The sequence below is a fragment of the Geobacillus sp. Y412MC52 genome (assembly GCF_000174795.2).
Lineage (GTDB): Bacteria > Bacillota > Bacilli > Bacillales > Anoxybacillaceae > Geobacillus > Geobacillus thermoleovorans.
The window spans coordinates 110,051-136,330 of the sequence record NC_014915.1 but is presented as its reverse complement, the minus strand read 5'-3'; the positions used below and the strand labels follow the sequence as shown (position 1 = coordinate 136,330).

The 26,280-nt window shown below is 51.9% G+C and carries 33 protein-coding genes and 1 other annotated feature; all 33 genes read right to left on the bottom strand.

The genetic code is table 11. From position 1 onward, the window contains the following. Window positions 1–16: 16 nt before the first annotated feature. On the bottom strand, window positions 17–556 hold the full coding sequence (gene rplE / locus GYMC52_RS00750; RefSeq protein WP_012820489.1) for a 50S ribosomal protein L5: 540 nt from the start codon (window positions 554–556) through the stop codon (window positions 17–19). A gap of 27 nt (window positions 557–583) precedes the next feature. After that, window positions 584–895, bottom strand: a complete 312-nt coding sequence (gene rplX / locus GYMC52_RS00745; RefSeq protein ID WP_011229631.1) for a 50S ribosomal protein L24 — start codon at window positions 893–895, stop codon at window positions 584–586. Between the two features lie 36 nt (window positions 896–931). Then, window positions 932–1,300 carry a 50S ribosomal protein L14 gene (rplN, locus tag GYMC52_RS00740; RefSeq protein WP_011229630.1) on the bottom strand — a complete coding sequence of 123 codons (369 nt, stop codon included), beginning with the start codon at window positions 1,298–1,300 and terminating at the stop codon, window positions 932–934. A 49-nt stretch (window positions 1,301–1,349) separates the two neighbouring features. Then, window positions 1,350–1,613: a 30S ribosomal protein S17 gene (gene rpsQ, locus GYMC52_RS00735; RefSeq protein WP_012820488.1), complete on the bottom strand. Its 264-nt coding sequence runs from the start codon at window positions 1,611–1,613 to the stop codon at window positions 1,350–1,352. A 24-nt stretch (window positions 1,614–1,637) separates the two neighbouring features. After that, window positions 1,638–1,838, bottom strand: coding sequence for a 50S ribosomal protein L29 (rpmC, locus tag GYMC52_RS00730; protein WP_011229628.1), 201 nt, complete (start codon window positions 1,836–1,838; stop codon window positions 1,638–1,640). After that, window positions 1,838–2,263, bottom strand: a complete 426-nt coding sequence (gene rplP / locus GYMC52_RS00725; protein WP_011229627.1) for a 50S ribosomal protein L16 — start codon at window positions 2,261–2,263, stop codon at window positions 1,838–1,840. The genes rpmC and rplP overlap by 1 nt, the downstream gene beginning before the upstream one ends. A gap of 2 nt (window positions 2,264–2,265) precedes the next feature. After that, the gene (gene rpsC, locus GYMC52_RS00720) at window positions 2,266–2,922 is read right to left on the bottom strand and encodes a 30S ribosomal protein S3 (RefSeq protein ID WP_011229626.1); all 657 of its coding nucleotides are present in this window, start codon (window positions 2,920–2,922) and stop codon (window positions 2,266–2,268) included. 3 nt (window positions 2,923–2,925) lie between these two features. Continuing rightward, window positions 2,926–3,267 carry a 50S ribosomal protein L22 gene (rplV, locus tag GYMC52_RS00715; RefSeq protein WP_011229625.1) on the bottom strand — a complete coding sequence of 114 codons (342 nt, stop codon included), beginning with the start codon at window positions 3,265–3,267 and terminating at the stop codon, window positions 2,926–2,928. 18 nt (window positions 3,268–3,285) lie between these two features. Beyond that, window positions 3,286–3,564 carry a 30S ribosomal protein S19 gene (gene rpsS / locus GYMC52_RS00710; protein ID WP_011229624.1) on the bottom strand — a complete coding sequence of 93 codons (279 nt, stop codon included), beginning with the start codon at window positions 3,562–3,564 and terminating at the stop codon, window positions 3,286–3,288. 33 nt (window positions 3,565–3,597) lie between these two features. After that, window positions 3,598–4,428 carry a 50S ribosomal protein L2 gene (rplB, locus tag GYMC52_RS00705; protein ID WP_011229623.1) on the bottom strand — a complete coding sequence of 277 codons (831 nt, stop codon included), beginning with the start codon at window positions 4,426–4,428 and terminating at the stop codon, window positions 3,598–3,600. A gap of 27 nt (window positions 4,429–4,455) precedes the next feature. Continuing rightward, complete coding sequence (gene rplW / locus GYMC52_RS00700; RefSeq protein ID WP_011229622.1) at window positions 4,456–4,743, bottom strand: 50S ribosomal protein L23; 288 nt, start codon at window positions 4,741–4,743, stop codon at window positions 4,456–4,458. Next, on the bottom strand, window positions 4,743–5,366 hold the full coding sequence (gene rplD / locus GYMC52_RS00695) for a 50S ribosomal protein L4 (RefSeq protein WP_011229621.1): 624 nt from the start codon (window positions 5,364–5,366) through the stop codon (window positions 4,743–4,745). The genes rplW and rplD overlap by 1 nt, the downstream gene beginning before the upstream one ends. A 29-nt stretch (window positions 5,367–5,395) precedes the next feature. Then, window positions 5,396–6,037, bottom strand: coding sequence for a 50S ribosomal protein L3 (rplC, locus tag GYMC52_RS00690; RefSeq protein ID WP_011229620.1), 642 nt, complete (start codon window positions 6,035–6,037; stop codon window positions 5,396–5,398). A gap of 20 nt (window positions 6,038–6,057) precedes the next feature. Then, entirely contained in the window at window positions 6,058–6,366 is a 309-nt protein-coding gene (gene rpsJ, locus GYMC52_RS00685; protein ID WP_008881945.1) for a 30S ribosomal protein S10, read from the bottom strand. Between the two features lie 296 nt (window positions 6,367–6,662). Then, window positions 6,663–7,850: an elongation factor Tu gene (gene tuf / locus GYMC52_RS00680; protein ID WP_011229619.1), complete on the bottom strand. Its 1,188-nt coding sequence runs from the start codon at window positions 7,848–7,850 to the stop codon at window positions 6,663–6,665. Window positions 7,851–7,978: 128 nt separating this feature from the next. After that, window positions 7,979–10,057, bottom strand: coding sequence for an elongation factor G (gene fusA / locus GYMC52_RS00675; RefSeq protein ID WP_013522754.1), 2,079 nt, complete (start codon window positions 10,055–10,057; stop codon window positions 7,979–7,981). Between the two features lie 180 nt (window positions 10,058–10,237). After that, the gene (gene rpsG / locus GYMC52_RS00670; RefSeq protein ID WP_011229617.1) at window positions 10,238–10,708 is read right to left on the bottom strand and encodes a 30S ribosomal protein S7; all 471 of its coding nucleotides are present in this window, start codon (window positions 10,706–10,708) and stop codon (window positions 10,238–10,240) included. Window positions 10,709–10,747: 39 nt separating this feature from the next. Beyond that, window positions 10,748–11,170 (bottom strand): 30S ribosomal protein S12, encoded by a 423-nt coding sequence (gene rpsL / locus GYMC52_RS00665; RefSeq protein ID WP_011229616.1) that lies wholly within the window; start codon window positions 11,168–11,170, stop codon window positions 10,748–10,750. 96 nt (window positions 11,171–11,266) lie between these two features. After that, complete coding sequence (locus GYMC52_RS00660; protein ID WP_011229615.1) at window positions 11,267–11,515, bottom strand: 50S ribosomal protein L7ae-like protein; 249 nt, start codon at window positions 11,513–11,515, stop codon at window positions 11,267–11,269. 134 nt (window positions 11,516–11,649) lie between these two features. Beyond that, window positions 11,650–15,249, bottom strand: a complete 3,600-nt coding sequence (gene rpoC, locus GYMC52_RS00655; RefSeq protein ID WP_012820486.1) for a DNA-directed RNA polymerase subunit beta' — start codon at window positions 15,247–15,249, stop codon at window positions 11,650–11,652. Window positions 15,250–15,341: 92 nt separating this feature from the next. Continuing rightward, complete coding sequence (gene rpoB, locus GYMC52_RS00650) at window positions 15,342–18,914, bottom strand: DNA-directed RNA polymerase subunit beta (RefSeq protein WP_011229613.1); 3,573 nt, start codon at window positions 18,912–18,914, stop codon at window positions 15,342–15,344. Between the two features lie 412 nt (window positions 18,915–19,326). After that, complete coding sequence (locus GYMC52_RS00640; RefSeq protein WP_013143980.1) at window positions 19,327–19,929, bottom strand: class I SAM-dependent methyltransferase; 603 nt, start codon at window positions 19,927–19,929, stop codon at window positions 19,327–19,329. 111 nt (window positions 19,930–20,040) lie between these two features. Next, on the bottom strand, window positions 20,041–20,409 hold the full coding sequence (gene rplL, locus GYMC52_RS00635) for a 50S ribosomal protein L7/L12 (protein ID WP_012820484.1): 369 nt from the start codon (window positions 20,407–20,409) through the stop codon (window positions 20,041–20,043). A 54-nt stretch (window positions 20,410–20,463) separates the two neighbouring features. Next, window positions 20,464–20,964, bottom strand: coding sequence for a 50S ribosomal protein L10 (rplJ, locus tag GYMC52_RS00630; protein WP_011229610.1), 501 nt, complete (start codon window positions 20,962–20,964; stop codon window positions 20,464–20,466). Between the two features lie 47 nt (window positions 20,965–21,011). After that, window positions 21,012–21,175 (bottom strand) — a sequence feature (ribosomal protein L10 leader region). A 47-nt stretch (window positions 21,176–21,222) separates the two neighbouring features. Further along, window positions 21,223–21,924 carry a 50S ribosomal protein L1 gene (gene rplA / locus GYMC52_RS00625; protein WP_012820483.1) on the bottom strand — a complete coding sequence of 234 codons (702 nt, stop codon included), beginning with the start codon at window positions 21,922–21,924 and terminating at the stop codon, window positions 21,223–21,225. A 181-nt stretch (window positions 21,925–22,105) separates the two neighbouring features. After that, window positions 22,106–22,531: a 50S ribosomal protein L11 gene (rplK, locus tag GYMC52_RS00620; RefSeq protein ID WP_011229608.1), complete on the bottom strand. Its 426-nt coding sequence runs from the start codon at window positions 22,529–22,531 to the stop codon at window positions 22,106–22,108. Between the two features lie 234 nt (window positions 22,532–22,765). Beyond that, window positions 22,766–23,299: a transcription termination/antitermination protein NusG gene (gene nusG / locus GYMC52_RS00615; protein ID WP_012820482.1), complete on the bottom strand. Its 534-nt coding sequence runs from the start codon at window positions 23,297–23,299 to the stop codon at window positions 22,766–22,768. Between the two features lie 112 nt (window positions 23,300–23,411). Continuing rightward, entirely contained in the window at window positions 23,412–23,594 is a 183-nt protein-coding gene (secE, locus tag GYMC52_RS00610; protein ID WP_012820481.1) for a preprotein translocase subunit SecE, read from the bottom strand. A 40-nt stretch (window positions 23,595–23,634) separates the two neighbouring features. Then, window positions 23,635–23,784 carry a 50S ribosomal protein L33 gene (gene rpmG, locus GYMC52_RS00605; protein WP_012820480.1) on the bottom strand — a complete coding sequence of 50 codons (150 nt, stop codon included), beginning with the start codon at window positions 23,782–23,784 and terminating at the stop codon, window positions 23,635–23,637. Between the two features lie 60 nt (window positions 23,785–23,844). Beyond that, window positions 23,845–24,561 (bottom strand): RNA polymerase sporulation sigma factor SigH, encoded by a 717-nt coding sequence (sigH, locus tag GYMC52_RS00600; RefSeq protein WP_012820479.1) that lies wholly within the window; start codon window positions 24,559–24,561, stop codon window positions 23,845–23,847. Window positions 24,562–24,597: 36 nt separating this feature from the next. Further along, window positions 24,598–25,110, bottom strand: coding sequence for an NYN domain-containing protein (locus GYMC52_RS00595; RefSeq protein WP_012820478.1), 513 nt, complete (start codon window positions 25,108–25,110; stop codon window positions 24,598–24,600). 3 nt (window positions 25,111–25,113) lie between these two features. Next, window positions 25,114–25,851 (bottom strand): 23S rRNA (guanosine(2251)-2'-O)-methyltransferase RlmB, encoded by a 738-nt coding sequence (rlmB, locus tag GYMC52_RS00590; RefSeq protein WP_011229602.1) that lies wholly within the window; start codon window positions 25,849–25,851, stop codon window positions 25,114–25,116. Beyond that, the gene (locus GYMC52_RS00585; protein ID WP_012820476.1) at window positions 25,851–26,276 is read right to left on the bottom strand and encodes a Mini-ribonuclease 3; all 426 of its coding nucleotides are present in this window, start codon (window positions 26,274–26,276) and stop codon (window positions 25,851–25,853) included. The genes rlmB and GYMC52_RS00585 overlap by 1 nt, the downstream gene beginning before the upstream one ends. Between the last annotated feature and the right edge of the window lie 4 nt (window positions 26,277–26,280).

Sequence of the window (26,280 nt, the reverse complement as noted above, 5' to 3'; positions counted from 1 at the left end):
TTGCGTTATGGGATCATTATTTTTGGAATGGCATGCCGAGCAACGCCAGCAGTTCACGAGCTTCTTCATCCGTGTTGGCCGTTGTGACGATCACGATGTCCATGCCGCGCACTTTGTTCACTTTATCGTAGTCAATCTCAGGGAAAATGAGCTGTTCTTTAATGCCGAGCGTATAGTTGCCGCGGCCGTCAAACGACTTTTTCGATACGCCGCGGAAGTCGCGCACGCGCGGAAGCGAGACCGAAATCAACTTATCGAGAAACTCATACATCCGTTCGCCGCGCAGCGTCACTTTCGCACCGATCGGCATCCCTTGGCGAAGACGGAAGCCGGCGATCGATTTTTTCGCACGCGTTACCACCGGACGCTGACCGGCGATCAGCGTCAGCTCTTCAACGGCGCTGTCTAATGCTTTTGGGTTTTGCACCGCATCGCCGACACCCATGTTGATGACGATTTTTTCGATTTTTGGCACTTGCATGATCGATTTATAGTTGAACTTGCTCATGAGAGCAGGTACGACTTCGTTTACATACTTCTCTTTCAGGCGGTTCATAAAAGTACCTCCCTTCCTGCGTCACGGTTATTTATCCAAAATCTCGCCGGATTTTTTCGCATAGCGCACTTTTTTGCCATCGACAATTTTGTAGCCGATGCGCGTCGGTTCACCCGTTTTCGGGTCGAGCGGCATGACTTTCGAAACGTGGATCGGCGCTTCCTTCTCAATGATGCCGCCTTGCGGGTTCGCTTGCGACGGTTTCGCATGCTTTTTCACAATATTGACGCCCTCGACGATGACGCGGTTTTTCTTCGGAAACGCCGCCAGAATGACGCCTTGCTTGCCTTTGTCTTTGCCGGAGATTACTTGCACTTTATCGCCTTTTTTTACATGCATCGCATTCGCACCTCCTTGAAACGCTGTTCCGTTTCATTAAATAACTTCCGGAGCTAAAGAAATGATTTTCATGAAGTCTTTATCGCGCAATTCACGGGCAACCGGTCCGAAAATCCGCGTGCCGCGCGGGCTTTTGTCATCACGGATGATGACGCAGGCGTTTTCGTCAAAGCGGATGTACGAACCGTCCGGACGGCGCACCCCGCGTTTCGTACGAACAACAACTGCTTTCACGACTTGACCTTTTTTAACAACGCCACCTGGTGTCGCATCTTTGACCGTCGCCACAACGACGTCGCCGATGTTCGCATAGCGGCGACCCGAGCCTCCGAGCACTTTAATGACAAGCACTTCGCGTGCACCAGAGTTATCAGCTACTTTCAAGCGAGATTCTTGTTGAATCATCGACGAAACCTCCTTTCGGAATTATCTCTCCGAACTAAGTGAAGAACGATTACAGAACAACCGATTTTTCGATGACTTCCACTAAGCGGAAGCGTTTTGTGGCCGACAGCGGGCGAGTTTCCATAATTTTCACGATATCGCCGACTTTAGCGATGTTATGTTCATCATGCGCTTTATATTTTTTCGAATATTTCACGCGTTTGCCGTACAGCGGATGTTTTTTGTACGTTTCGACCAACACGGTGATCGTTTTGTCCATTTTGTCCGATACAACCCGCCCGACATACACTTTGCGTTGATTGCGTTGGCTCATTCCACAAACCTCCTCTCAAACACATTATTTATTGGCAGCGAGCTCACGTTCGCGAATAATCGTTTTCATGCGGGCGATGTCTTTGCGCACTTGGCGGATGCGCGCCGTGTTTTCCAATTGACCTGTGGCCAGTTGGAAGCGAAGGTTGAACAATTCTTCCTTCAATGCTTTAATTTTTTGTTCGATCTCGGCAGTGGTCAACTCACGGATTTCTTTCGCTTTCATTACGCTTCACCACCAGTTTCTTCACGTTTTACAAATTTGCATTTGATCGGAAGTTTGTGAGAAGCGAGACGCAATGCTTCACGTGCCACTTCCTCAGAAACACCGCCCACTTCAAACATCACTTTGCCTGGTTTGACAACGGCGACCCAGCCTTCCGGCGCCCCTTTACCAGAACCCATCCGCACTTCAAGCGGTTTTGCCGTATACGGTTTGGAAGGGAAAATGCGGATCCATACTTTCCCGCCCCGTCTCATGTAACGGGTCATCGCCCGACGGGCTGCTTCGATTTGACGGTTCGTAATCCAAGCTGATTCTAATGCTTGCAACCCAAATTCACCGAAATGAACTTCCGTGCCGCCTTTCGCCCGGCCTTTCATCCGTCCGCGATGTTCACGGCGATATTTGACGCGTTTTGGCATTAACATGATTATTTTCCTCCTTCCTCAGCTTTTTTCTTGGTCGGAAGGACTTCTCCACGATAAATCCATACTTTCACGCCGATTTTTCCGTACGTCGTATCGGCTTCTGCCGTTCCATAGTCAATGTCAGCGCGCAGCGTATGGAGTGGAACCGTCCCTTCGCTGTAATGCTCCGAACGAGCGATGTCAGCCCCGCCCAAACGGCCGGATACCATCGTTTTGATCCCTTTCGCCCCAGCGCGCATCGCACGTTGGATCGCTTGTTTTTGCGCCCGGCGGAACGATACGCGGTTTTCAAGCTGACGAGCGATATTTTCAGCAACAAGACGTGCATCCAAGTCTGGTTTTTTGATTTCTACAATGTTGATATGGACGCGTTTACCGGTCAATTGCGCGAGCGCTTTACGGAGCGCTTCCACTTCCGAACCGCCTTTCCCGATGACCATGCCCGGTTTGGCGGTATGGATCGTTACGTTGACGCGGTTGGCTGCCCGTTCAATCTCCACGCGGGAGACGGCCGCGTCTTGCAGGCGTTTGCTAATGTATTCACGGATTTTCAAGTCTTCGTGCAACAGATCTGCATAGTCTTTTTCCGCATACCATCTCGATTCCCAGTCACGAATGATGCCGATGCGCAGACCGATCGGGTTGACCTTTTGACCCACGGATTATCCCTCCTTCTTTTCTGAAACGACGATCGTAATATGGCTTGTGCGTTTGTTAATGGCGCTTGCCCGTCCCATGGCGCGCGGACGGAACCGTTTCAGCGTCGGGCCTTCGTCGACATACGCTTGAGTAATGACCAAGTTGTTGACGTCCATGTCATAGTTGTGTTCAGCGTTGGCAACTGCTGATTTCAACACTTTCTCAATGATCGGGGAAGCTGCTTTTGGTGTATGGCGCAAAATAGCGAACGCTTCGCCCACTTCTTTCCCGCGAATCAAGTCAATGACTAAGCGCGCTTTGCGAGGAGCGATGCGAACGGTTCTTGCAACAGCTTTAGCTTGCATATCTAGAACCTCCTCTCATTACCGTTTCGTTTTCTTGTCATCGCCAGCATGGCCGCGGAACGTGCGCGTCGGCGCAAATTCGCCGAGTTTGTGCCCGACCATGTCTTCCGTGATGTAGACCGGAACATGTTTGCGGCCATCGTACACCGCGATCGTATGCCCGACAAACTGCGGGAAGATCGTCGAACGGCGAGACCACGTTTTGATCACTTGTTTTTGCCCTGTTGCATTCAGTTTTTCGATTTTTTTCATCAAATGCTCATCGCAAAACGGACCTTTTTTCAAGCTGCGACCCATAAGTGAACCTCCCTTCTGAATTGCGCTCGTTCATTATTTCTTGCGGCGACGGATGATGAATTTATCCGATTTGTTTTTCTTTTTGCGTGTTTTGTATCCAAGCGTCGGTTTGCCCCATGGTGTCATCGGCGATTTGCGTCCGATTGGCGCTTTCCCTTCACCACCGCCGTGCGGATGGTCAACCGGGTTCATAACCGAACCGCGAACTGTCGGGCGAATCCCCAACCAGCGGGCGCGTCCTGCTTTCCCGATGTTGACAAGTTCGTGTTGCTCGTTGCCGACTTCACCAACCGTTGCACGGCATTTGCCTAAAATCATGCGCACTTCGCCGGAAGCCAAACGAACGATGACGTATTTTCCTTCTTTCCCGAGCACTTGCGCCGACGTACCAGCTGCACGCACCAATTGTCCGCCGCGGCCCGGTTTCAGCTCAATGTTGTGGACGAGCGTACCGACTGGGATGTTCTCAAGCGGAAGCGCATTGCCGATTTTAATGTCCGCATCCGGACCGGACATGATTTCCATGCCGACTTTCAAGTTTTTCGGCGCGATAATGTAGCGTTTTTCACCGTCTGCATAGTTGATGAGCGCGATATTGGCAGAACGGTTCGGATCGTATTCAATCGTAGCAACGCGTCCTGGAATTCCGTCTTTGTCGCGTTTAAAGTCGATAATCCGATATTGGCGTTTATGGCCGCCGCCTTGATGGCGCACCGTAATTTTCCCTTGATTGTTGCGGCCCGCCTTCTTCTTTAACGGAGCAAGCAGCGATTTTTCCGGCTGATCCGTCGTAATTTCCGAGAAATCAAGCACCGTCATGCCGCGACGGCCGTTCGATGTCGGTTTGTACTTTTTGATCGCCATCGGAATGTCCCTCCTTCATCGTTTATGTTACACTTCAAACAGTTCGATCTCTTTGCTGTCCGGCGTCAGCGTGACGATCGCTTTGCGGCGGCGGTTCGTATAGCCGCTGTAGCGGCCGACGCGTTTAAATTTCCCTTTATAGTTCATGATGTTCACTTTGGCTACTTTAACGCCAAAAATTTTCTCGACGGCGTCTTTCACTTCCGTCTTGTTCGCTTTGACGTCGACCTCAAACGTATATTTTTTTTGCCCGATCAAATTCATTGTATTTTCCGTGATGATGGGGCGCTTAATAATGTCGCGAGGGTCTTTCATTATGCAAGCACCTCCTCTACTTTCTCCACGGCCGCCTTCGTAATGACGAGTTTGTCATGGTTGAGCACATCGAGCACATTGATGCCGTTGGCTGCCACCACTTTGACGCCCGGAATGTTGCGCGCCGACAGATATACATTCTCATTCAGCTCGTCGGTCACAATGAGTGCTTTCCGATCCACTGAGAGATTGTTTAAAATTTTGACCATTTCCTTCGTCTTCGGTGCTTCAAGCGACAATTGATCCAATACAACGATGTCGTTTTCGAGCACTTTCGAAGACAATGCCGATTTGATCGCTAAACGGCGAACTTTTTTCGGAAGTTTGTAGCTGTAGCTGCGCGGAACTGGACCAAAGACCGTACCGCCGCCGCGCCATTGCGGAGCGCGAATCGAACCTTGACGGGCGCGTCCTGTCCCTTTTTGGCGCCATGGCTTGCGGCCGCCGCCGCTCACTTCAGCGCGGTTTTTCGTTTTATGCGTTCCTTGACGCATCGAGGCGCGTTGCATAATCACTGCTTCGAACAACACATGCTTATTCGGTTCAATCCCAAAAACGGCGTCGTTCAACTCGATTTCGCCGACCGTCTGACCGTTTTGGTTGTATAATGCTACTTTTGGCATTACGTAGTTCCTCCTTTCTTGGCCGGATGTTATTTCGCCTTCTTCGCCGCTTTCACGGCGCTTTTGACGATGACTAAGCCTTTTCTCGGACCCGGCACATTGCCTTTAATGAGCAGCAAGTTGCGCTCCGGATCCACTTTCACGATTTTCAAGTTTTGGATCGTCACGCGCTCACCGCCCATGCGGCCCGGCAAGTTTTTCGTTTTGAAAACGCGGTTTGGCGCGATGGACCCCATCGAACCCGGACGGCGATGATAACGGGAACCGTGAGCCATTGGTCCGCGTGATTGACCGTGGCGTTTGATCGCCCCTTGGAAACCTTTCCCTTTCGAAATGCCCGTGACATCGACAATTTCGCCTTCGCTGAAAATGTCAACTTTCACTTCTTGGCCAACTTCATATTCATCGATGTTGGCGCCGCGGATTTCACGAATGAAGCGCTTAGGTGCCGTGTTAGCTTTGGCAGCATGGCCAATTTGCGGTTTATTGGCGCGTTTTTCGCTAATATCTTCAAAACCTAATTGGATCGCTTCGTAACCGTCGTTTTCGATCGTTTTCTTTTGCAGGACGACGTTCGGCGTCGCATGGATGACGGTTACCGGAATCAAATCGCCATTTTCCGCAAATATTTGCGTCATACCGATCTTTCTTCCTAAGATTCCTTTCGTCATGTGTCACACCTCCCAGTCGATCAAAGTTTAATTTCAATATCAACGCCCGACGGCAAATCGAGACGCATTAACGAATCAACCGTTTGCGGAGTCGGGTTGATGATGTCGATCAAACGTTTATGCGTCCGCATTTCGAATTGTTCACGGGAGTCTTTGTACTTATGAACGGCACGCAAGATCGTATACACCGTTCTTTCCGTCGGCAACGGGATCGGCCCCGACACTTTTGCCCCGGAACGTTTTGCGGTTTCCACAATTTTCTCCGCCGATTGGTCTAAAATTCGATGATCGTAAGCTTTTAAACGAATGCGAATTTTTTCTTTTGCCATTTGGTTTCCCTCCTTCTTCGCCTATTTTGAAAATAGACTTCTCCACGGAAATTTCCTGCACACCGCCGTGGCAAAGCGGCCGGGTGTGTCAGCAACCTTCCGCTTCATCGCAGTCAAAGACCAACATTTGATATTATACTGGTATGTAAGCAAGATTGCAAGTGATTTCTTTGCTTTTCCCACACTTCTTCTATTATACATAGCCGCCATCCCGTTTTCAACACAGCCGCCAATCTGACGGTCAAGATGGCATCAAAAAAAGGATGTCCATTGCTGGACACCCTTTTTTGCCGTGATTACTCGATGATTTCCGATACAGAGCCAGCGCCGACCGTACGGCCGCCTTCGCGGATCGAGAATTTCGTACCTTCTTCGATCGCGATCGGGGCGATCAGTTCCACCGTCATTTCAACGTTGTCGCCAGGCATAACCATTTCGACGCCTTCCGGAAGCGTGATAATGCCCGTTACGTCCGTCGTACGGAAGTAGAATTGCGGACGGTAGTTCGAGAAGAACGGAGTATGGCGTCCGCCTTCTTCTTTCGTCAGGACGTATACTTGCGCTTTGAATTTCGTGTGCGGCGTGATCGAACCAGGTTTCGCCAATACTTGGCCGCGCTCGACTTCATCACGAGATACGCCGCGGAGAAGCGCACCGATGTTGTCGCCGGCTTCCGCTTGATCGAGAAGTTTGCGGAACATTTCTACACCCGTAACGGTCGTCGTTTTCGGCTCATCCGACAAACCGATGATTTCAACCGGGTCGCCAACTTTCAACGTACCGCGTTCAACACGGCCTGTTGCAACCGTACCGCGGCCCGTGATCGAGAAGACGTCCTCGATTGGCATCATGAACGGTTTGTCCACTTCACGTTGCGGCGTCGGGATGTATTCGTCAACCGCATTCATCAGTTCAATGATTTTTTCTTCCCATTGCGGGTCGCCTTCAAGCGCTTTTAATGCCGAACCTTTGATGACCGGCACTTCATCGCCTGGGAAGTCGTATTCAGAGAGAAGATCGCGAACTTCCATTTCAACAAGTTCAAGCAATTCTTCGTCGTCCACCATGTCGCATTTGTTCAAGAATACAACGATGTACGGAACACCGACTTGGCGGGAGAGAAGAATGTGTTCGCGCGTTTGCGGCATCGGACCGTCAGCCGCCGATACAACAAGGATCGCGCCGTCCATTTGCGCCGCGCCCGTGATCATGTTTTTGACGTAGTCAGCGTGGCCCGGGCAGTCAACGTGCGCATAGTGGCGAGCATCTGTTTCATACTCGACGTGCGCCGTCGAAATCGTAATCCCGCGTTCACGCTCTTCCGGAGCAGCGTCGATTTGGTCGTACGCTTTTGCTTCGGCTTTGCCTTGTTTCGCCAAAACCGTCGTGATCGCAGCTGTCAACGTCGTTTTCCCGTGGTCAACGTGGCCGATCGTGCCAATGTTGACGTGCGGTTTCGTGCGCTCAAATTTCGCTTTAGCCATGAGAGATATCCTCCTTAAAAGTAAGATATGAATTTATATGGTTGGGTAAGTATAGGATGCTTGGGAACAAAATGTTCCCAAGTCTTACTTACATAAGTATTTATAGCGAAACTAGCAAGAGAAATCAATTATTCGCCTTTATTTTTTTTGATAATTTCATCGGCGATGTTTTTCGGAACTTCTTCATAGTGGTCAAACACCATCGAGAACGTTCCGCGTCCTTGCGTGTTCGAACGGAGCGATGTCGCATAACCGAACATTTCAGCCAACGGCACCATCGCCCGGACGACTTGGGCGTTGCCGCGCGCTTCCATCCCCTCGATGCGGCCGCGACGGGACGTGATGTCGCCCATGATGTCACCGAGGTACTCTTCAGGGATGACGACTTCGACTTTCATGATCGGTTCCAAAAGAACCGGATCGCACTTCGTCGCGGCGTTTTTCAATGCCAAGGAAGCAGCGATTTTGAATGCCATTTCGCTCGAGTCGACATCGTGGTACGATCCGTCGAACAGCTTCGCTTTAATGTCGACAACCGGATAGCCGGCTAAGACGCCGTTTTGCATCGCTTCTTCCAATCCAGCTTGGACGGCCGGCACATACTCTTTCGGAACAACCCCACCGACGATGGCGTTCTCGAATTCGAAGCCTTTGCCGCGCTCGTTCGGCGAGAATTCGATCCAAACGTGGCCGTATTGACCGCGGCCGCCGGATTGACGGATGAATTTGCCTTCGACTTGCGCCGATTTGCGGAACGTTTCGCGGTAGGCAACTTGCGGCGCCCCGACGTTCGCTTCGACTTTGAACTCGCGGCGCATCCGGTCGACGATGATGTCAAGGTGCAACTCGCCCATTCCGGAGATGATCGTTTGTCCCGTTTCCGGGTCGGTGTGAGCGCGGAAAGTCGGGTCTTCTTCTTGCAATTTTTGCAGCGCTTGGCTCATTTTGTCTTGATCGGCTTTCGATTTCGGCTCGATTGCCACCGAAATGACCGGTTCTGGGAATTGCATCGACTCTAAAATGACAGGATGCTTCTCATCACATAGAGTATCACCGGTCGTCGTATCTTTTAAACCTACCGCTGCGGCAATATCACCGGCATAGACTTTCGAAATTTCTTGACGGTGGTTCGCGTGCATTTGCAACAAGCGGCCGATCCGTTCGCGCTTCCCTTTCGTCGTGTTCATCACATATGAACCGGAATCAAGCGTTCCAGAGTAGACGCGAATAAACGTCAATTTCCCGACATACGGGTCAGTCATGATTTTAAATGCCAAAGCGGCAAACGGAGCGTCATCGCTTGCTTCACGTGTCACTTCTTCTTCGGTATCCGGAACGACGCCGCGAATCGCCGGGATGTCAACCGGAGACGGCAAGTAGTCGACAACGCCGTCAAGAAGCAACTGAACACCCTTGTTTTTAAACGCCGATCCGCAGAAGACCGGGAAGAACTCCACGCTGATCGTCGCTTTGCGGATTGCAGCCTTCAGCTCTTCCGTCGAGATTTCTTCCCCTTCTAAATACTTCATCATTAATTCTTCGTCCAGCTCAGCGACCGCCTCAATCAGCTTGTTATGGTACTCTTCTGCCATATCGCGGTATTCTTCGGGAATGTCAATGCGCTCGATGTTTTTACCCAGCTCATCATGGTAATGGTACGCGCACATTTCGACCAAGTCAATAATGCCGGAGAATTGATCTTCGGCACCGATCGGCAGCTGCACCGGATGGGCGTTTGCTTGCAGACGGTCATGGAGCGTTTTCACCGAATACAAGAAATCGGCGCCGATTTTATCCATTTTGTTGACGAACACGATCCGTGGGACGCCATATGTCGTCGCTTGGCGCCAAACGGTTTCCGTTTGCGGCTCAACACCCGATTGCGCGTCCAAGACCGTGATGGCCCCGTCCAATACGCGCAACGAACGCTCAACCTCGACCGTAAAGTCGACGTGCCCCGGCGTGTCGATGATATTGATGCGATGGCCTTTCCATTGCGCCGTTGTCGCCGCGGACGTGATCGTAATTCCGCGCTCTTGTTCTTGTTCCATCCAGTCCATCGTTGCCGCGCCTTCATGCACTTCCCCGATTTTATGAACGCGGCCGGTATAGAACAAAATCCGTTCAGTCGTCGTCGTTTTCCCGGCGTCAATGTGCGCCATGATTCCTATGTTGCGAGTCTTTTCCAAGGAGAACTCTCTTGCCATATCGGTTATTTTCTCCTTCCTTCAAATATGAAATATAAGTAGATGGCGCCGCCATCGATGGCGCAATCCCCTTGTCTTTGAAGTTGTCCCACGCGCGACCGGAAAGGCCGCAATATATAGGAAGATAGGTGAATAGGCAAACGCAGTGCCTCCTCACCTATTTCCTTTAGGCGGCGCTCCTTACCAGCGGTAATGGGCAAACGCGCGGTTCGCTTCAGCCATTTTATGTGTATCTTCGCGTTTTTTCACCGCTGCACCCGTGTTGTTGGCAGCGTCCATAATTTCATTTGCCAAGCGCTCTTCCATCGTTTTTTCGTTGCGAAGACGTGCATATTGCACGAGCCAGCGCAAACCGAGAGAAACGCGGCGATCCGGACGAACCTCAACCGGAACTTGGTAGTTCGCCCCACCAACGCGGCGAGCACGCACTTCCAACACTGGCATAACGTTTTTTAACGCTTGCTCAAACACTTCCATTGGATCTTTACCCGTGCGCTCACGGATAATATCAAACGCGGTGTAAAGAATTTTTTGCGCTTTTGATTTTTTGCCGTCGATCATAATTTTATTGATCAAACGGGTAACAAGCTTCGAGTTGTAAATTGGATCCGGCAGTACGTCACGTTTAGCAACAGGGCCTCTACGTGGCATAGTGTTTCCTCCTTTCAGGAAAACATTCTCTTCATTTCATTATTTTTTCGCTGCTTTTGGTTTTTTCGCGCCGTATTTCGAACGACCTTGCATCCGGTTCGCTACGCCTGCAGCATCCAGCGCCCCACGGATGATATGGTAGCGTACCCCCGGCAAGTCTTTGACACGTCCGCCGCGGATGAGCACAACGCTGTGTTCTTGCAAGTTATGGCCGATCCCCGGAATGTACGCCGTAACTTCAATCCCATTTGTCAAGCGGACACGGGCGTATTTCCGCAACGCTGAGTTCGGTTTTTTCGGCGTCATCGTGCCGACACGCGTGCAAACGCCGCGTTTTTGCGGAGACGACACATTCGTTTGCTCTTTTTTGAAGCTGTTATACCCTTTGTTCAACGCAGGAGATTTCGATTTCACGACTTTTTTCTCGCGTCCTTTGCGGACCAATTGGTTGATTGTAGGCATGAAAAGATCCTCCTTTCGCATGTATCGTTTAAGCCCACATATCCAGGTGGTTCATCGTTTATGCAAATAAAGGTTTTAGGGGAGAAAGGCAAAACGTTACCGAAGGATCGCCACCGCGGCCGCGCCGACTTGGATTTTGCACGCCTTGCCAAGCTTTTTCATCGAATCGACTTTTGTGACCGGCACGTTTGCCTCATTGGCGGCGGCGGTCACTTTTTCGATGATCGGCAAGTCGGCATCCTCCGCCACGATCACTTCCGCTGCTTTCCCTTCCTTTAAAGCCCTTATCGTTTGTTTGGTTCCAATGACAATTTTTCCAGCCTGTAATACTTTTTCATAAGACATGTAACATATCCTCCAAAGTACCAGGTTGTTGGAACACCTTTATTAGACTACCATTTTCTTTGCCGATTGTCAACTGGATTTTTAATTAGATGATGGCCGGCCAAGGAGCGCCTTAGCCGGCCACTTGGTTCGCGTTATTTGGACGACACCGTGTCGCCAGCCGTTTCCTTTTTGACGGCCGGCTTCACTTTCCGGTAGCGGGCCATACCGGTTCCAGCCGGGACGAGTTTGCCGATAATGACGTTTTCTTTTAAGCCAAGCAGTTCATCACGTTTTCCTTTGATCGCTGCATCGGTCAAGACGCGCGTCGTTTCTTGGAACGAAGCAGCAGACAAGAATGAATCCGTCTCAAGCGACGCTTTCGTGATGCCGAGCAACACCTGGCGGGCCGTCGCCGGCCGTTTCCCTTCGCGAAGAGCTTTGGCGTTGACATCCGTAAACTGGTGGACATCCAAAAGCGTACCCGGCAGCACATCGGTGTCGCCGGCATCGATGACGCGCACTTTGCGCAGCATTTGCCGCACCATGACCTCGATATGCTTGTCGCTGATCTCCACCCCTTGCATCCGGTACACTTTTTGCACTTCACGAAGCAAGTACTCTTGAACGGATGTAATATCGCGCACGCGCAACAACTGTTTCGGGTCGACCGAGCCTTCTGTCAGCTCTTGGCCTCGTTCGACGCGCTGACCTTCTTCGACTTTCAGCCGCGCGTTGTACGGCGCTACATACGTACGCGTTTCGACCTCGCTTTGCACGACGATTTCATATTGGTTGTCGCGCGTTTCATTAATCGAAATAACCGTGCCGTCGATTTCAGAAATGACCGCTTGCCCTTTCGGGTTGCGCGCTTCAAACAGCTCTTGCACCCGTGGCAAACCTTGAGTGATATCGTCGCCGGCGACGCCGCCTGTATGGAACGTCCGCATTGTCAGCTGCGTGCCCGGCTCGCCGATCGACTGAGCGGCGATAATGCCGACGGCTTCGCCAACTTCGACGTCCATGCCGGTCGCCATGTTGCGGCCGTAACATTTTTTGCAGACGCCATGGCGCGTGTTGCAGGCGAATACGGAGCGAATCCATACTTCCGTAATGCCGGCTTTAATGATCTCATTGGCGATATCTTCGGTGATCATCTCGTCTTTGCGGACGATCACTTCGCCCGTTTCCGGATGGCGCACCGTTTTGTGCGCATAGCGGCCGACAAGCCGCTCTTCAAGCTTGACGACAACTTCCGTGCCATCCGTCAGCGCCCGCGCCAAAATGCCGCGGTCGGTGCCGCAATCTTCTTCGCGGACGATGACGTCTTGGGCCACGTCGACAAGGCGGCGCGTGAGATAGCCTGAGTCGGCCGTTTTGAGCGCCGTATCCGCCAATCCTTTTCGCGCGCCGTGCGTCGAGATAAAGTATTCCAATACCGTCAAGCCTTCGCGGAACGACGACTTGATCGGCAGCTCAATGATCCGGCCGGCCGGGTTGGCCATCAAACCACGCATCCCCGCAAGCTGCGTAAAGTTCGACGCGTTCCCGCGCGCTCCGGAATCGCTCATCATAAAGATCGGGTTGCGTTTATCAAGCGACTTCATCAACCGGTCTTGAATTTTGTCTTTCGCCGCGCTCCAGATGGAGATGACGCGCTCGTACCGCTCTTCGTCCGTAATTAAGCCGCGGCGGAACTGCTTCAAAACCGTATCGACTTTCGCTTGCGCTTCATCCAAAATTTCTTGTTTTTCCGGCAGGACGACGATATCGGCCACGCCGATCGTGATGCCGGCCTTCGTCGAATATTGGAAGCCAAGGTCTTTCATGCGGTCGAGCATCTTCGATGTTTCGGTGATTTTGAACCGTTTGAACACTTCAGCGATAATTTGCCCGAGCACTTTTTTCTTAAACGGCGGCACGAGTTCGCGCTTGCGAATTTCTTCGCGCACGTTGACCCCTTTGTCAAGGAAGTACTTGTCCGGCGTCCGCCCTTCAATGTTTTCCGTCGTCGGCTCGTTGATGTACGGGAACGAATTCGGCAAAATTTCGTTGAAAATGAGCTTTCCGACGGTCGTTAAGAGCAGCTTGTTGTTTTGCTCTTCGGTAAACGTTTCGTTTTTCAGCGAACCGGCATGAATGGCGATGCGCGAATGGAGATGGACGTAGCCGTTATGGTAAGCAAGCAGCGCCTCGTCCGTGTCTTTGAACACCATGCCTTCGCCGATGGCTCCCTCGCGCTCCATCGTCAAGTAGTAGTTGCCCAACACCATGTCTTGTGATGGTGTCACGACCGGCTTCCCGTCTTTCGGGTTCAAAATGTTTTGCGCCGCCAACATCAACAAGCGCGCTTCGGCTTGCGCCTCAGCCGACAGCGGCACGTGCACCGCCATTTGGTCGCCGTCAAAGTCAGCGTTGTACGCCGTGCAAACAAGCGGATGAAGACGGATCGCCCGCCCTTCCACAAGCGTTGGTTCAAACGCCTGAATGCCGAGACGGTGCAGCGTCGGAGCGCGGTTTAACAGCACCGGATGTTCTTTGATGACATCTTCAAGCACATCCCACACTTCCGGATGGACGCGCTCGATTTTCCGTTTCGCGCTTTTAATGTTATGCGCCAACCCCCGCTCCACAAGCTCCTTCATGACGAACGGCTTGAACAACTCTAGCGCCATTTCTTTCGGCAGCCCGCATTGATACATTTTTAAGTTTGGGCCGACGACGATGACGGAGCGGCCGGAATAATCAACGCGTTTGCCGAGCAAGTTTTGCCGGAAGCGCCCTTGCTTCCCTTTCAGCATATGAGAAAGCGATTTTAACGGACGGTTCCCCGGACCGGTCACCGGACGGCCGCGGCGGCCGTTATCGATCAAAGCATCAACCGCCTCTTGCAGCATCCGCTTCTCATTTTGGACGATAATGTTCGGCGCACCGAGATCAAGCAGCCGTTTCAGCCGGTTGTTACGGTTGATGACGCGGCGGTACAAATCGTTCAAATCCGATGTTGCAAACCGCCCGCCGTCAAGCTGAACCATCGGGCGCAACTCCGGCGGAATGACCGGCAGTACATCAAGCACCATCCATGCCGGGTCGTTCCCTGAACTGCGGAACGCTTCAAGCACTTCAAGCCGCTTAATGATGCGGGCGCGCCGTTGCCCTTGCGCCGTTTTCAGCTCTTCTTTCAGCGCGGCCACCTCTTTATCCAAATCAATGTCTTGGAGCAGCTTTTTGATCGCCTCCGCCCCCATCGACGCTTGGAACGATTGACCGTACTTCTCGCGATAGGCGCGGTATTCCTTTTCCGACAACAGCTGCTTTTTCTCAAGCGGCGTATCACCCGGGTCGGTGACGACATAGGATGCAAAATAAATGACCTCTTCGAGCGCCCGCGGCGACATGTCAAGAACCAACCCCATCCGGCTCGGGATGCCTTTGAAATACCAGATGTGCGAAACCGGGGCAGCCAGCTCGATATGGCCCATCCGTTCGCGGCGGACTTTCGAGCGCGTCACTTCGACGCCGCAGCGGTCGCAGACGACGCCTTTGTAGCGAACGCGTTTATATTTGCCGCAATGGCATTCCCAGTCTTTCGTCGGACCGAAAATGCGCTCGCAAAACAAGCCGTCTTTTTCCGGCTTTAACGTCCGATAGTTGATTGTCTCCGGCTTTTTGACTTCGCCATACGACCAAGAACGAATTTTCTCCGGGGAAGCGAGCCCAATTTTCATGTACTCAAACTTATTGACATCTAGCAAGGGGTATACCTCCCTTTTTGATCCGTCGGTTTTCCGTTCGCTCAAGCGGCCAATGGCGGGGAACAGCTCCCCGCCTGGCCGTTATGGCCGGTTTATTCTTTCGTCACCGCATCTTTCTCTTCACCGGCTTCTTCCCGTTCGGCCGGTTTGACGTCCACCATGATGGCATCCGGTGCATGGTCATCATCATCATCAAAGTTTTCCATGTTCACTTCTTGTTCATCGCTCGTCAAAATCGTGACGTCCATGCCCAAGCTTTGCAGCTCTTTGATCAACACTTTAAACGACTCCGGCACACCCGGCTCCGGAATGTTTTCCCCTTTGACGATCGCCTCGTACGTTTTGACACGGCCGACGACATCGTCGGACTTGACGGTCAAAATTTCTTGCAGCGTGTATGCCGCCCCATACGCCTCAAGCGCCCATACTTCCATCTCACCAAAGCGCTGGCCGCCGAACTGCGCCTTGCCGCCAAGCGGCTGTTGAGTGACGAGTGAGTACGGGCCGGTGGAACGGGCATGAAGCTTGTCGTCGACCATGTGGGCGAGCTTGATCATGTACATGATCCCAACCGACACGCGGTTATCAAACGGTTCACCCGTCCGTCCGTCATACAGCACCGTTTTTGCATCGCGCGCTAGACCTGCCTCTTCGAGGATGTTCCAAACGTCTTCCTCCGTCGCCCCGTCAAAGACCGGGGAGGCGATGTGCAGGCCGAGTTTTTTCGCCGCCATGCCAAGGTGCAGCTCAAATACTTGCCCGATGTTCATCCGCGACGGAACGCCGAGTGGGTTTAACATGATGTCAATCGGCGTGCCATCCGGCAAGAAGGGCATATCTTCCTCCGGCAAAATGCGGGAAATAACCCCTTTGTTTCCGTGGCGGCCTGCCATTTTGTCGCCCTCGGAAATTTTCCGCTTTTGCACAATATAGACGCGCACCAGTTGATTGACACCCGGCGGAAGCTCGTCGCCGTCTTCGCGGTTGAACACTTTCACGTCAAGGACGATGCCGCCGCCGCCGTGCGGGACGCGCAACGACGTATCACGCACCTCGCGCGCTTTTTCGCCGAAGATCGCGTGCAAAAGCCGCTCTTCCGCCGTCAGCTCGGTCATTCCTTTTGGCGTCACTTTGCCGACGAGCAAGTCGCCGTCTTTCACTTCTGCGCCGATGCGGACGATGCCGCGTTCATCCAAGTTTTTCAGCGCATCCTCGCCGACGTTTGGAATGTCGCGCGTAATTTCTTCCGGACCGAGTTTCGTATCGCGCGATTCGGCTTCATACTCTTCAATATGAATGGATGTATACACGTCTTCTTTGACGAGCCGTTCGCTCATGATGATCGCGTCTTCGTAGTTGTAACCGTCCCATGTCATAAAGGCGACAAGCACATTGCGGCCAAGCGCCAATTCGCCCTTATCCATCGACGGGCCATCGGCCAAAATTTCGCCCTTCTCAACGATATCGCCTTTTTTCACGATCGGCCGCTGGTTATAGCACGTGCCTTGGTTCGAACGAACGAATTTCAGCAACCGATATTTATCTAGATCACCCTTGACTTCTTTGCCGTCCACTTCAATCAGCCGACGCACCCAAATTTCCTTTGCTTCGACGCGCTCGACGATGCCGCGGTGCTTGCAAATGACCGCTGCGCCCGAGTCTTTCGCCGAAACATACTCCATCCCCGTGCCAACGATCGGCGCTTCCGGTTCCAACAGCGGCACGGCTTGCCGCTGCATGTTCGCTCCCATCAGCGCGCGGTTCGAGTCGTCGTTTTCCAAAAATGGGATGCACGCTGTCGCTGCCGAGACGACTTGCTTCGGCGAAACGTCCATGTAGTCGACGCGATCGCGCTTGACGACGATGTTCTCGCCGCGGAAACGGGCGACAACGTTTTCTTCAAGGAACGTGCCGTCCTCCGCAAGCGGTACGTTCGCCTGCGCTACAACGTAATTGTCCTCTTCATCGGCTGTCAAATAATCGATTTGGTCCGTCACCCGCCCTGTTTCCGGATCGACGCGCCGGTATGGCGTTTCAATAAAGCCGAACTTGTTCACTTTCGCGTAAGTGGACAGCGAGTTGATGAGTCCGATGTTCGGACCTTCCGGCGTTTCAATCGGACACATCCGCCCGTAGTGCGAATAGTGAACGTCGCGCACCTCAAACCCAGCGCGCTCACGTGTCAATCCGCCAGGGCCAAGCGCGGACAGACGCCGCTTGTGCGTCAGTTCGGCCAATGGGTTCGTTTGATCCATGAACTGTGACAGCTGCGAGCTGCCGAAAAACTCTTTGATCGCCGCGATCACTGGGCGGATGTTGATCAGCTGCTGCGGCGTAATCGTGTTCGTATCTTGGATCGACATGCGCTCGCGCACGACGCGCTCCATGCGCGACAGGCCGATGCGGAATTGGTTTTGCAATAGTTCGCCGACCGAACGGAGGCGGCGGTTGCCTAAATGGTCGATGTCATCCGTATCGCCGACGCCGTGGAGCAAGTTGAAGAAATAGCTGATCGACGCAATGATGTCAGCCGGTGTAATATGTTTGACATCCTCGGCGATGAAGCCGTTGCCGATGACGTTGATCACTTTTTCGCCATCCGGGTCATTCGGGGCATAAATTTTGATCGTTTGCACCGAAATGTCCCCGTCCACCACCCCTTCGGCCGGGCGGTATGTCTGTAAGCCGACCCCTTTTTCCAAATACGGGAGCAGGCGATTCAGCGTTCGGCGGTCGATCATCGCTCCAGCTTCGGCGATGACTTCCTTGGTTTCGGGATCAATGATCGTTTCCGCGAGCCGCTGATTGAACAGGCGGTTTTTAATATGAAGTTTTTTATTGATTTTATAACGGCCTACGCTCGCCAAGTCATAGCGCTTCGGATCAAAAAAGCGCGACGCCAGCAAATTTTTCGCATTCTCAAGCGTCGGCGGCTCTCCCGGACGAAGACGCTCGTAAATTTCAATCAACGCTTTTTCCGTGCTGTCGGTATTATCTTTTTCAAGCGTATTGCGCAAGTATTCGTTGTCACCGAGCAGATCGATGATTTCTTGGTCGGAGCTGAACCCAAGCGCACGGAGAAGCACCGTAACCGGCAGTTTACGGGTGCGGTCGATGCGAACGTAAACGACGTCTTTCGCATCGGTTTCATATTCAAGCCATGCGCCGCGGTTCGGAATCACTGTCGCCGAGTAGCCGCGTTTGCCGTTTTTATCAACTTTGTCGCTGTAATAGACGCTTGGCGAACGGACGAGCTGGGAAACGATGACGCGTTCCGCCCCATTGATAATAAACGTTCCGGTTTCCGTCATGAGCGGAAAATCGCCCATAAACACGTCTTGTTCCTTCACTTCGCCCGTTTCTTTATTGATCAGGCGAACTTTGACGCGAAGCGGCGCCGCATATGTAACGTCGCGTTCTTTCGCCTCTTCGACCGTATATTTCGGTTCTCCTAAACTATAGTCGATAAATTCAAGCGAGAGATTGCCGGAAAAGTCTTCAATCGGGGAAATTTCCCTAAACATTTCCCGCAGCCCTTCATCGAGAAACCATTGGTAGGAGGACGTTTGAATTTCGATCAAGTTCGGCAATTCCAGCACTTCGCTGATGCGTGCATAGCTTCTGCGTTGGCGGTGTCGCCCGTATTGAACTAGTCGGCCTGTCAAGAGTGATTCACCCCTCAAATGTAGACATTAGTGAAAACCGGAACCGGAACAGCTCCATCATCCGCTCTGCTCAGCAATCAATGCCTTCAAGGCGGACTGGCCGCTCCGTCATTCCGGGGCAAAGCACTAGCATGCATGCAGCCGGCCCCCGCCATCCGGGCGGAAACGGCTTCGTTGCGTGCACCGCCGTTTCATTTAGGGGATTTAACACGCTCCCGGCGCGAGGAAACCAGGCGTTGAGTTGAATGGAGAAAAAAAGAAAATGGTTTCTATTCCAATAGAAAACCATATGGTTCGTTGTTTATTGATTTTATCATTGTTTCCATTGCGTCCAAAATTATACGTCATCCCCTCTGCACGGGAAATGTGCATATTTAGCATTTTATAATGCTACCACAATAAAAAAACGGTGTCAACATTTTTTCGCCTTTATGATATAATATCCTTTTTTCTTCGCGACGACTTCTACAGCGGGAAAGCATTCGTTCAGCTTTTGCAAGGCCGATGGGGCGCCTTGCTTTTTTTGAATGACGACCCATAGCTCGCCATGATCGAGCAGATGATCGCGGCTTTGTTCAAAAATCGCGTAAACGACCCGTTTGCCAGCCCGGATCGGCGGATTGGTGACGACCGCTGCAAATCGCTGTTCTCCGACTTCCGAAAAAAGATCGCTTTTGTAAATCACCGCATTGTCAATCCCGTTTGCCTGCTTGTTTTCCTGCGCCAGTTCGAGCGCCCGCTCGTTGACATCAATCATGTGAACGCGCCGGTTTGGAAACGATTTGGCCAAGGCAAGCCCGATCGGCCCATATCCGCAGCCGACATCCAACAAATCCCCAGCCACTCCCGGTTCCTCGAACGTTTCAATTAACAGGCGTGTGCCAAAGTCGACTTCGCGCTTTGAAAACACTCCGCTGTCGGTCGTAAAGCGGAATTCATGCCCCCGCAACACGTACGTCCACGTTTGCGGGTTTCGCTCCGACTTCGGATTGACTGAGTAATAATGCTCGCTCATCATCATCCCCTCCTCCTTGTCGACAGGCTGCACTGCCTTCCGTTATATAGTGTAACAAAAAAGAGGCCGTCCCTTGCTTCGGGCAAGCCTCTTTTTTCAATGGCGCAGCCATTACTTGATTTCGACTTTCGCGCCAGCTTCTTCGAGTTTTGCTTTGATTTCTTCTGCTTCTTCTTTCGCAATGCCTTCTTTGATCGGCTTCGGGGTGTTGTCGACCAAGTCTTTCGCTTCTTTCAGGCCGAGGCCAGTGATTTCGCGAACGACTTTGATGACTTTGATTTTTTGCGCGCCGGCGTCGGCAAGAATGACGTCGAATTCCGTTTTTTCTGCCGCTGCTTCAGCGCCAGCTGCTGCGCCGCCCGCGACAACAACCGGAGCCGCAGCTGTTACGCCGAATTCCTCTTCAATTGCTTTGACTAATTCATTTAATTCCAATACCGTCATGTTTTTCACAGCTTCGATGATTTGTTCTTTCGTCATCACAACTTCCTCCTTTGTTTTCTGAATGATTGTTAAGCACATATCGATGCGCCATTACGCGCCTTGTTCCTCTTGCTTGTCAGCCACCGCTTTAATCGCAAGCGCAAAGTTGCGGATCGGGGCTTGAAGAACGCTAAGCAACATCGAAAGCAACCCTTCGCGGGACGGGAGTTTCGCCAACGCATCGATTTCTTCTTTGCTGGCGATGTTCCCTTCGATGACGCCGCCTTTGATTTCCAATGCTTCATGCGTTTTCGCAAACTCGCTTAAAATTTTTGCCGGCGCCACGACATCTTCATTGCTGAAGGCGATGGCATTTGGACCGGTGAACACTTCATCCAGTCCTTCCAAGCCGACTTCCGCGAGCGCCCGGCGGGTCAAGGTGTTTTTGTACACTTTAAACTCGACGCCTGCCTCGCGCAGCTGTTTGCGCAACTCGGTCATTTCCGCCACGTTCAAGCCGCGGTAATCAACGATGACGGTTGCCTTGCTGGCCCGGAATTTGTCTGCGATTTCCGCGACCACTTGTTTTTTCAGTTCAATCGCGCTCGACACGTCCTGCACCTCCTGTAAGGAAAATGAGAGAATACCACTTATACCGTCTGCTCAATAAAAAACCTCCATGCCGCGTAGACATGGAGGTGTCGTTCAACGCACCGCCGCTCGTCCCCGACGCAGGGCGCGCTGTTCTATCGTCCACATACCTCGGTAGGAAATTAAGCCTCAAACAGGCACCTACTGTCTACGGTACAAATGATATTCATTTGTTCAGCCAAATGGGATTTTAACAGACGGACAAACAAAAGTCAACGGTTATTGTGCAACAGCAACCGTGGACGGGTCAACCTTGATGCCAGGGCCCATTGTGGATGTAATCGTGACGTTTTTCACGTACGTCCCTTTTGCCGCCGCCGGTTTGGCTTTCAAAATTGCTTCATAGACGGCTGCGAAGTTTTCAGCCAATTTCTCGTTGTCAAACGACACTTTGCCGATAGGAACGTGGATGTTGCCCGCTTTGTCGACGCGGTATTCCACTTTACCAGCCTTGATTTCTTGCACCGCTTTTGCTACGTCAAACGTGACTGTTCCAGTTTTCGGGTTTGGCATCAACCCTTTCGGCCCTAAAATGCGGCCGAGTTTCCCGACTTCACCCATCATGTCCGGCGTAGCAACAACGACATCAAAGTCAAACCAACCTTGCTGGATTTTGTTGATATATTCTGTATCGCCGACATAGTCAGCGCCAGCCGCTTCTGCTTCTTTCGCTTTTTCCCCTTTCGCGAACACCAACACGCGCGCCACTTTCCCTGTGCCGTGCGGCAGGACGACGGCGCCGCGAATTTGTTGGTCCGCTTTTTTCGGGTCGACGCCCAAACGGAACGCCACTTCCACCGTGGCATCGAATTTCGCGATGTTCGTTTTTTTCACGAGCTCGATTGCTTCAGCAATCGGGTATGCTTTGGAGCGGTCGACGAGTTTCAATGCTTCTAAGTATTTCTTTCCTCTTTTCGGCATGTGAAAAATCCTCCTCGGTTGTGGTTTTAGCGGAAAAACCTCCCACATTGAACGTTCTTCGCTTCTTTCGAAAACGAAGAAGCGGACGGATGCCCATTCATCAGGCCCGTCTTGCTGTTTTTGTTCATGGAGAGAGAGGTTGCCCAATGACGCAACCTCCCCTACAAACGACGCACCGGCTTTAGTCTTCAATCACAATGCCCATGCTGCGGGCCGTGCCTTCGATCATGCGCATGGCCGCCTCAATGCTCGCCGCATTCAAATCCGGCATTTTCAGCTCAGCGATCTCACGCACTTTGTCGCGTTTAATTGTCGCCACTTTGTTGCGGTTCGGTTCGCCGGAGCCCGATTCAATGCCCGCCGCTTTTTTCAGCAATACAGCGGCTGGCGGCGTTTTCGTGATGAATGTAAATGAACGGTCTTCAAAAACCGTAATTTCAACCGGAATGATCAACCCTGCTTGGTCCGCCGTGCGGGCATTAAACTCTTTGCAAAACGCCATAATATTGACACCGGCTTGACCCAACGCAGGACCTACTGGCGGCGCCGGATTCGCTTTCCCTGCAGGAATTTGCAGTTTGACGACCTTGATTACTTTTTTCGCCACGAGACACACCTCCTTAAGTCCGTGATGTGGTATTAGGGATTGCCCCTCCCACTCATCCGGCTCCGGTCTACTGAGCCGTTTTCCTATCTCCCGTTCAGTTGAGAGGATCAGCGTAAAAACAAAACGGCTCCCTTATACAAGTGTATAAGTTCACCGCCATATGTCTCCGTTTAAGAGACATACTGACTTTAAAATAGTATCACTTTTCCCTATCAATTGCAAGTTCTTTATCCATTAGATTTTTTCTATTTGCGAAAACTCAAGCTCCACCCGTGTTTCGCGCCCAAACATATCGACAAGCAACTTCACTTTATGTTTATCCGGGTCAATCGCTTCAATTTTCCCTGTAAAGTTCGCAAACGGACCTTCTTTGATCCGCACCGTTTCATTTACCTCATAGTCTACGTCAACCTCGGCAAGCGGCATGCCCATCCGCTTCAAGATCATTTTTACTTCTTCCTCCATAAGCGGCGTCGGTTTCGAACCAGCTCCGCTTGAGCCGACAAATCCAGTGACGCCCGGCGTGTTGCGCACGACATACCATGAGTCATCCGTCATGACCATCTCAACGAGCACATAGCCAGGGAACACTTTCTTTTTCGTCGTTTTCCGTTTTCCGTTTTTGACGTCCGTCTCCGTCTCTTCCGGAACGACGACGCGAAAAATTTTATCTTGCATTCCCATCGATTCGACGCGTTTTTCCAAATTGGCTTTCACTTTGTTTTCATATCCCGAATATGTATGGACAACATACCAGTTTTTCTCCATCAACAAGCCTCCCCAAGGCGGTTTTCGTTTTGTTTTTTGCGCAAAACAAAAACCCGTTGCCGGGTTCCATACGCGCACGATTATCTTTCATTATAACATATCCTTCGTCCGCTTATTCAAACACGAGGCGAATCAACTCAGAAATGCCGAGGTCCACAACGGCAAAAAAGACGGTGAAAAACGCCACCGTGGCCAACACGACCGCCGTGTAGTTCACTAACTCCTTCCGGTTTGGCCAACTCACTTTTTTCAACTCGCGTACGACTTCTTTTAAAAAGTTGATTACTCGCTGCATCACTCGTACCTCCATCATCGTTCAAAACTATCTCCACCGTCTATTTCGTTTCACGATGGATTGTATGTTTGTTGCATGTTGAGCAAAACTTGTTGGCCATAAGGCGCTCACCAAGGCGACGTATTTGTTTTGCTGCCGTATAGTTTCGGCTTCCGCACTGCGCGCAAGCCAGCGTCACTTTTTGGCGCATCAGCATTCCACCGTTCCTTCGAGATGTCCATAAAAATTTATCATATTGGCTGTTTCGCTGTCAATGACATCTTTTGATGCGGCGGCGCGATGCCCACAAACTGATCTCGCGGTATTCCAAATATTTCTCGAGCTTCCGCTTGACGCGTTGCAACGCGTTGTCGATCGACTTGACATGGCGGTTCAGCTCTTCGGAAATTTCCTGGTATGAGCGTCCATCCAAATACAAAGCGAGCACTTTCCGCTCGAGGTCGCTGAGCAGTTCCGCCATCTTTAGTTCAATATCATCGACTTCCTCGCGGTTGACAATCAATTGTTCCGGGTCCGTCACCTGCGTGCCGGACAACACATCCATCAGCGTCCGGTCAGATTCATCGTCATAAATCGGCTTATCCAAGGAAACGTAAGAGTTGAGCGGAATATGCTTTTGGCGGGTCGCCGTTTTAATCGCGGTAATCATTTGCCTTGTGATGCAAAGTTCTGCAAACGCTTTAAATGAGGAAAGCTTGTCCCCCTTAAAATCACGGACGGCCTTATACAGACCGATCATTCCTTCCTGCACGATATCTTCCCGATCAGCTCCGACTAAAAAATAGGAGCGAGCTTTGGCGCGCACAAAGTTTTGATATTTATGGATTAAAAAATCAAGTGCTTCCCCATCCCCTTCGTGAACGAGCGCAACAAGCCGCTCATCGTCCAGCTGATGATAATCTTTCCCTTTCATTGCTTTCAAGCATTCCCCCACGCTGATCCCCCCGACCGCATCAATCGCTAACATGTATTATACAGGACAAATTTTTACAGCGTCAACCGCTCATTTTTCTCCTCTTCGCCATTTTTCAAAAATTTCAGCAATTCTATCATTTAGCGGAACTTTGGAGATCGGAGTGCGCTGCCGCATCGCTTTTACTTTTTGGGAAATGTCCCGCTCAACCGTCTCGACTTCATCCAATAGCTCGCGCGCCGACTTGCGCAGGGCGCCTTGGCCGAACACCGTCCATTGTTCGGTGTAGTCGGAGGTAGCGACATACACTTTTGTGCGCGCATTCATCAATGTCTTCGCCAACCGTTCAATTCGCTCATCGGCCGTCTCATGTTCCTTTGTAAAAATGACATCGACGTCGTAATGTTTATACTTTTTCTCGTTTCCTTGCACGAGGTGGGCATCGAATACGATCACGACATGGTCCCCGGTGAATCCTTTGTAGTCAGCCATTTTTTCAATCAATAAATCCCTTGCCGCTGCCAGATCGCCCTCTTCTTTCAGCCGGCGCAGCTCCGGCCACGCTCCGATGATGTTATAGCCGTCGACAATCAAAATGTTCATTCGCTATTCTCCCAACGGATACCGCTTCCGGTACACCTCGTACATGAGCAGGCTGGCGGCGACAGAGGCATTGAGTGAGGTGACATGGCCGCGCATCGGCAACCGGAACAAGAAATCGCACTTTTCAAGCACTAGGCGGCTGATCCCTTTTCCTTCGCTCCCGATTACGAGCGCCAACGGCATCGTGCCATCGAGCGAGCGGTAGTCGTCTTGAGCCGATGCATCCGTTCCGGCTACCCACACTCCGCGCTCTTTCAGCTCGTCAATCGTCCGCGCCAAGTTTGTCACACGCGCGACCGGAACGTGCTCAATCGCCCCGGTCGACGCCTTCGCCACCGTTTGGGTCAGCCCGACCGAACGCCGCTTCGGAATAATGAGGCCGTGCGCCCCGACCGCATCAGCGGTGCGCATGATGGCCCCTAAATTATGCGGATCCTCAAGCTCGTCCAAGATGAGAAAAAACGGCGCCTCGCCCCGCTCGGCGGCGCGAGCGAACAAGTCATCGATTTCATAGTAGCGGTAAGCCGCCGCCTGAGCGATCACCCCTTGATGAGCTCCTTCAGCCATCTGATCAAGCTTGCGCTTCGGGACATATTGGACGAGCACGCCCCGCCGCTTTGCCCATTCAAGCACAGGTTCGACGGTATGGCGCTGCGCCCCTTCCGCGATCCAAATTTTATTGATGTCGCGCCCGGCTTTGAGCGCTTCAATGACCGGATTTTTGCCGATAATGTAGTCCATCATTCCAACGCCCTTTCTTCCCTTTCAATAATGGCAAACGAACGGCCGATCAGCTCATCAACCCGCTTTTCATTATTAACCAAAAAATGATAACCGATGAGCGCCTCAAAGGCCGTGCTATGCCGGTATGTTTGCACATCCGTATTTTTCGGGATTGTGCCTGATTTGGCATTGCGGCCGCGGCGGACGATGTCCTTTTCCTCCTCGGTCAGGACGCCCTCGTCAAGCAACGCCAAAATCACTCGCGCTTGCGCCCGCGCCGACACATAGCGGACCGCCCGCCGATGCAGCTCATGCGGCCGCACGCTGCCGCCAGCAAGCAAATGGCGTCGCACATACACCTCGTACACGGCGTCGCCAATATAGGCAAGCGCCAGTCCATTTAACTGCTTCACATCGTTGACCGTTTCAAACTCCGCCATCATCGCG

Coding starts and splice junctions, on each gene's coding strand:
- rplE (WP_012820489.1), bottom strand. CDS start 556: ATGAACCGCCTGAAAGAGAAGTATGTAAACGAAGTCGTACCTGCTCTC.
- rplX (WP_011229631.1), bottom strand. CDS start 895: ATGCATGTAAAAAAAGGCGATAAAGTGCAAGTAATCTCCGGCAAAGAC.
- rplN (WP_011229630.1), bottom strand. CDS start 1,300: ATGATTCAACAAGAATCTCGCTTGAAAGTAGCTGATAACTCTGGTGCA.
- rpsQ (WP_012820488.1), bottom strand. CDS start 1,613: ATGAGCCAACGCAATCAACGCAAAGTGTATGTCGGGCGGGTTGTATCG.
- rpmC (WP_011229628.1), bottom strand. CDS start 1,838: ATGAAAGCGAAAGAAATCCGTGAGTTGACCACTGCCGAGATCGAACAA.
- rplP (WP_011229627.1), bottom strand. CDS start 2,263: ATGTTAATGCCAAAACGCGTCAAATATCGCCGTGAACATCGCGGACGG.
- rplV (WP_011229625.1), bottom strand. CDS start 3,267: ATGCAAGCTAAAGCTGTTGCAAGAACCGTTCGCATCGCTCCTCGCAAA.
- rpsS (WP_011229624.1), bottom strand. CDS start 3,564: ATGGGTCGCAGCTTGAAAAAAGGTCCGTTTTGCGATGAGCATTTGATG.
- rplB (WP_011229623.1), bottom strand. CDS start 4,428: ATGGCGATCAAAAAGTACAAACCGACATCGAACGGCCGTCGCGGCATG.
- rplW (WP_011229622.1), bottom strand. CDS start 4,743: ATGAAAGACCCTCGCGACATTATTAAGCGCCCCATCATCACGGAAAAT.
- rplD (WP_011229621.1), bottom strand. CDS start 5,366: ATGCCAAAAGTAGCATTATACAACCAAAACGGTCAGACGGTCGGCGAA.
- rplC (WP_011229620.1), bottom strand. CDS start 6,037: ATGACGAAAGGAATCTTAGGAAGAAAGATCGGTATGACGCAAATATTT.
- rpsJ (WP_008881945.1), bottom strand. CDS start 6,366: ATGGCAAAAGAAAAAATTCGCATTCGTTTAAAAGCTTACGATCATCGA.
- tuf (WP_011229619.1), bottom strand. CDS start 7,850: ATGGCTAAAGCGAAATTTGAGCGCACGAAACCGCACGTCAACATTGGC.
- fusA (WP_013522754.1), bottom strand. CDS start 10,057: ATGGCAAGAGAGTTCTCCTTGGAAAAGACTCGCAACATAGGAATCATG.
- rpsG (WP_011229617.1), bottom strand. CDS start 10,708: ATGCCACGTAGAGGCCCTGTTGCTAAACGTGACGTACTGCCGGATCCA.
- rpsL (WP_011229616.1), bottom strand. CDS start 11,170: ATGCCTACAATCAACCAATTGGTCCGCAAAGGACGCGAGAAAAAAGTC.
- GYMC52_RS00660 (WP_011229615.1), bottom strand. CDS start 11,515: ATGTCTTATGAAAAAGTATTACAGGCTGGAAAAATTGTCATTGGAACC.
- GYMC52_RS00640 (WP_013143980.1), bottom strand. CDS start 19,929: ATGAGCGAGCATTATTACTCAGTCAATCCGAAGTCGGAGCGAAACCCG.
- rplL (WP_012820484.1), bottom strand. CDS start 20,409: ATGACGAAAGAACAAATCATCGAAGCTGTGAAAAACATGACGGTATTG.
- rplA (WP_012820483.1), bottom strand. CDS start 21,924: ATGCCGAAAAGAGGAAAGAAATACTTAGAAGCATTGAAACTCGTCGAC.
- nusG (WP_012820482.1), bottom strand. CDS start 23,299: ATGGAGAAAAACTGGTATGTTGTCCATACATATTCGGGATATGAAAAC.
- secE (WP_012820481.1), bottom strand. CDS start 23,594: ATGCAGCGAGTAATCAACTTTTTAAAAGAAGTCGTACGCGAGTTGAAA.
- rpmG (WP_012820480.1), bottom strand. CDS start 23,784: ATGCGCCAAAAAGTGACGCTGGCTTGCGCGCAGTGCGGAAGCCGAAAC.
- sigH (WP_012820479.1), bottom strand. CDS start 24,561: ATGTTAGCGATTGATGCGGTCGGGGGGATCAGCGTGGGGGAATGCTTG.
- GYMC52_RS00595 (WP_012820478.1), bottom strand. CDS start 25,110: ATGAACATTTTGATTGTCGACGGCTATAACATCATCGGAGCGTGGCCG.
- rlmB (WP_011229602.1), bottom strand. CDS start 25,851: ATGGACTACATTATCGGCAAAAATCCGGTCATTGAAGCGCTCAAAGCC.
- GYMC52_RS00585 (WP_012820476.1), bottom strand. CDS start 26,276: ATGATGGCGGAGTTTGAAACGGTCAACGATGTGAAGCAGTTAAATGGA.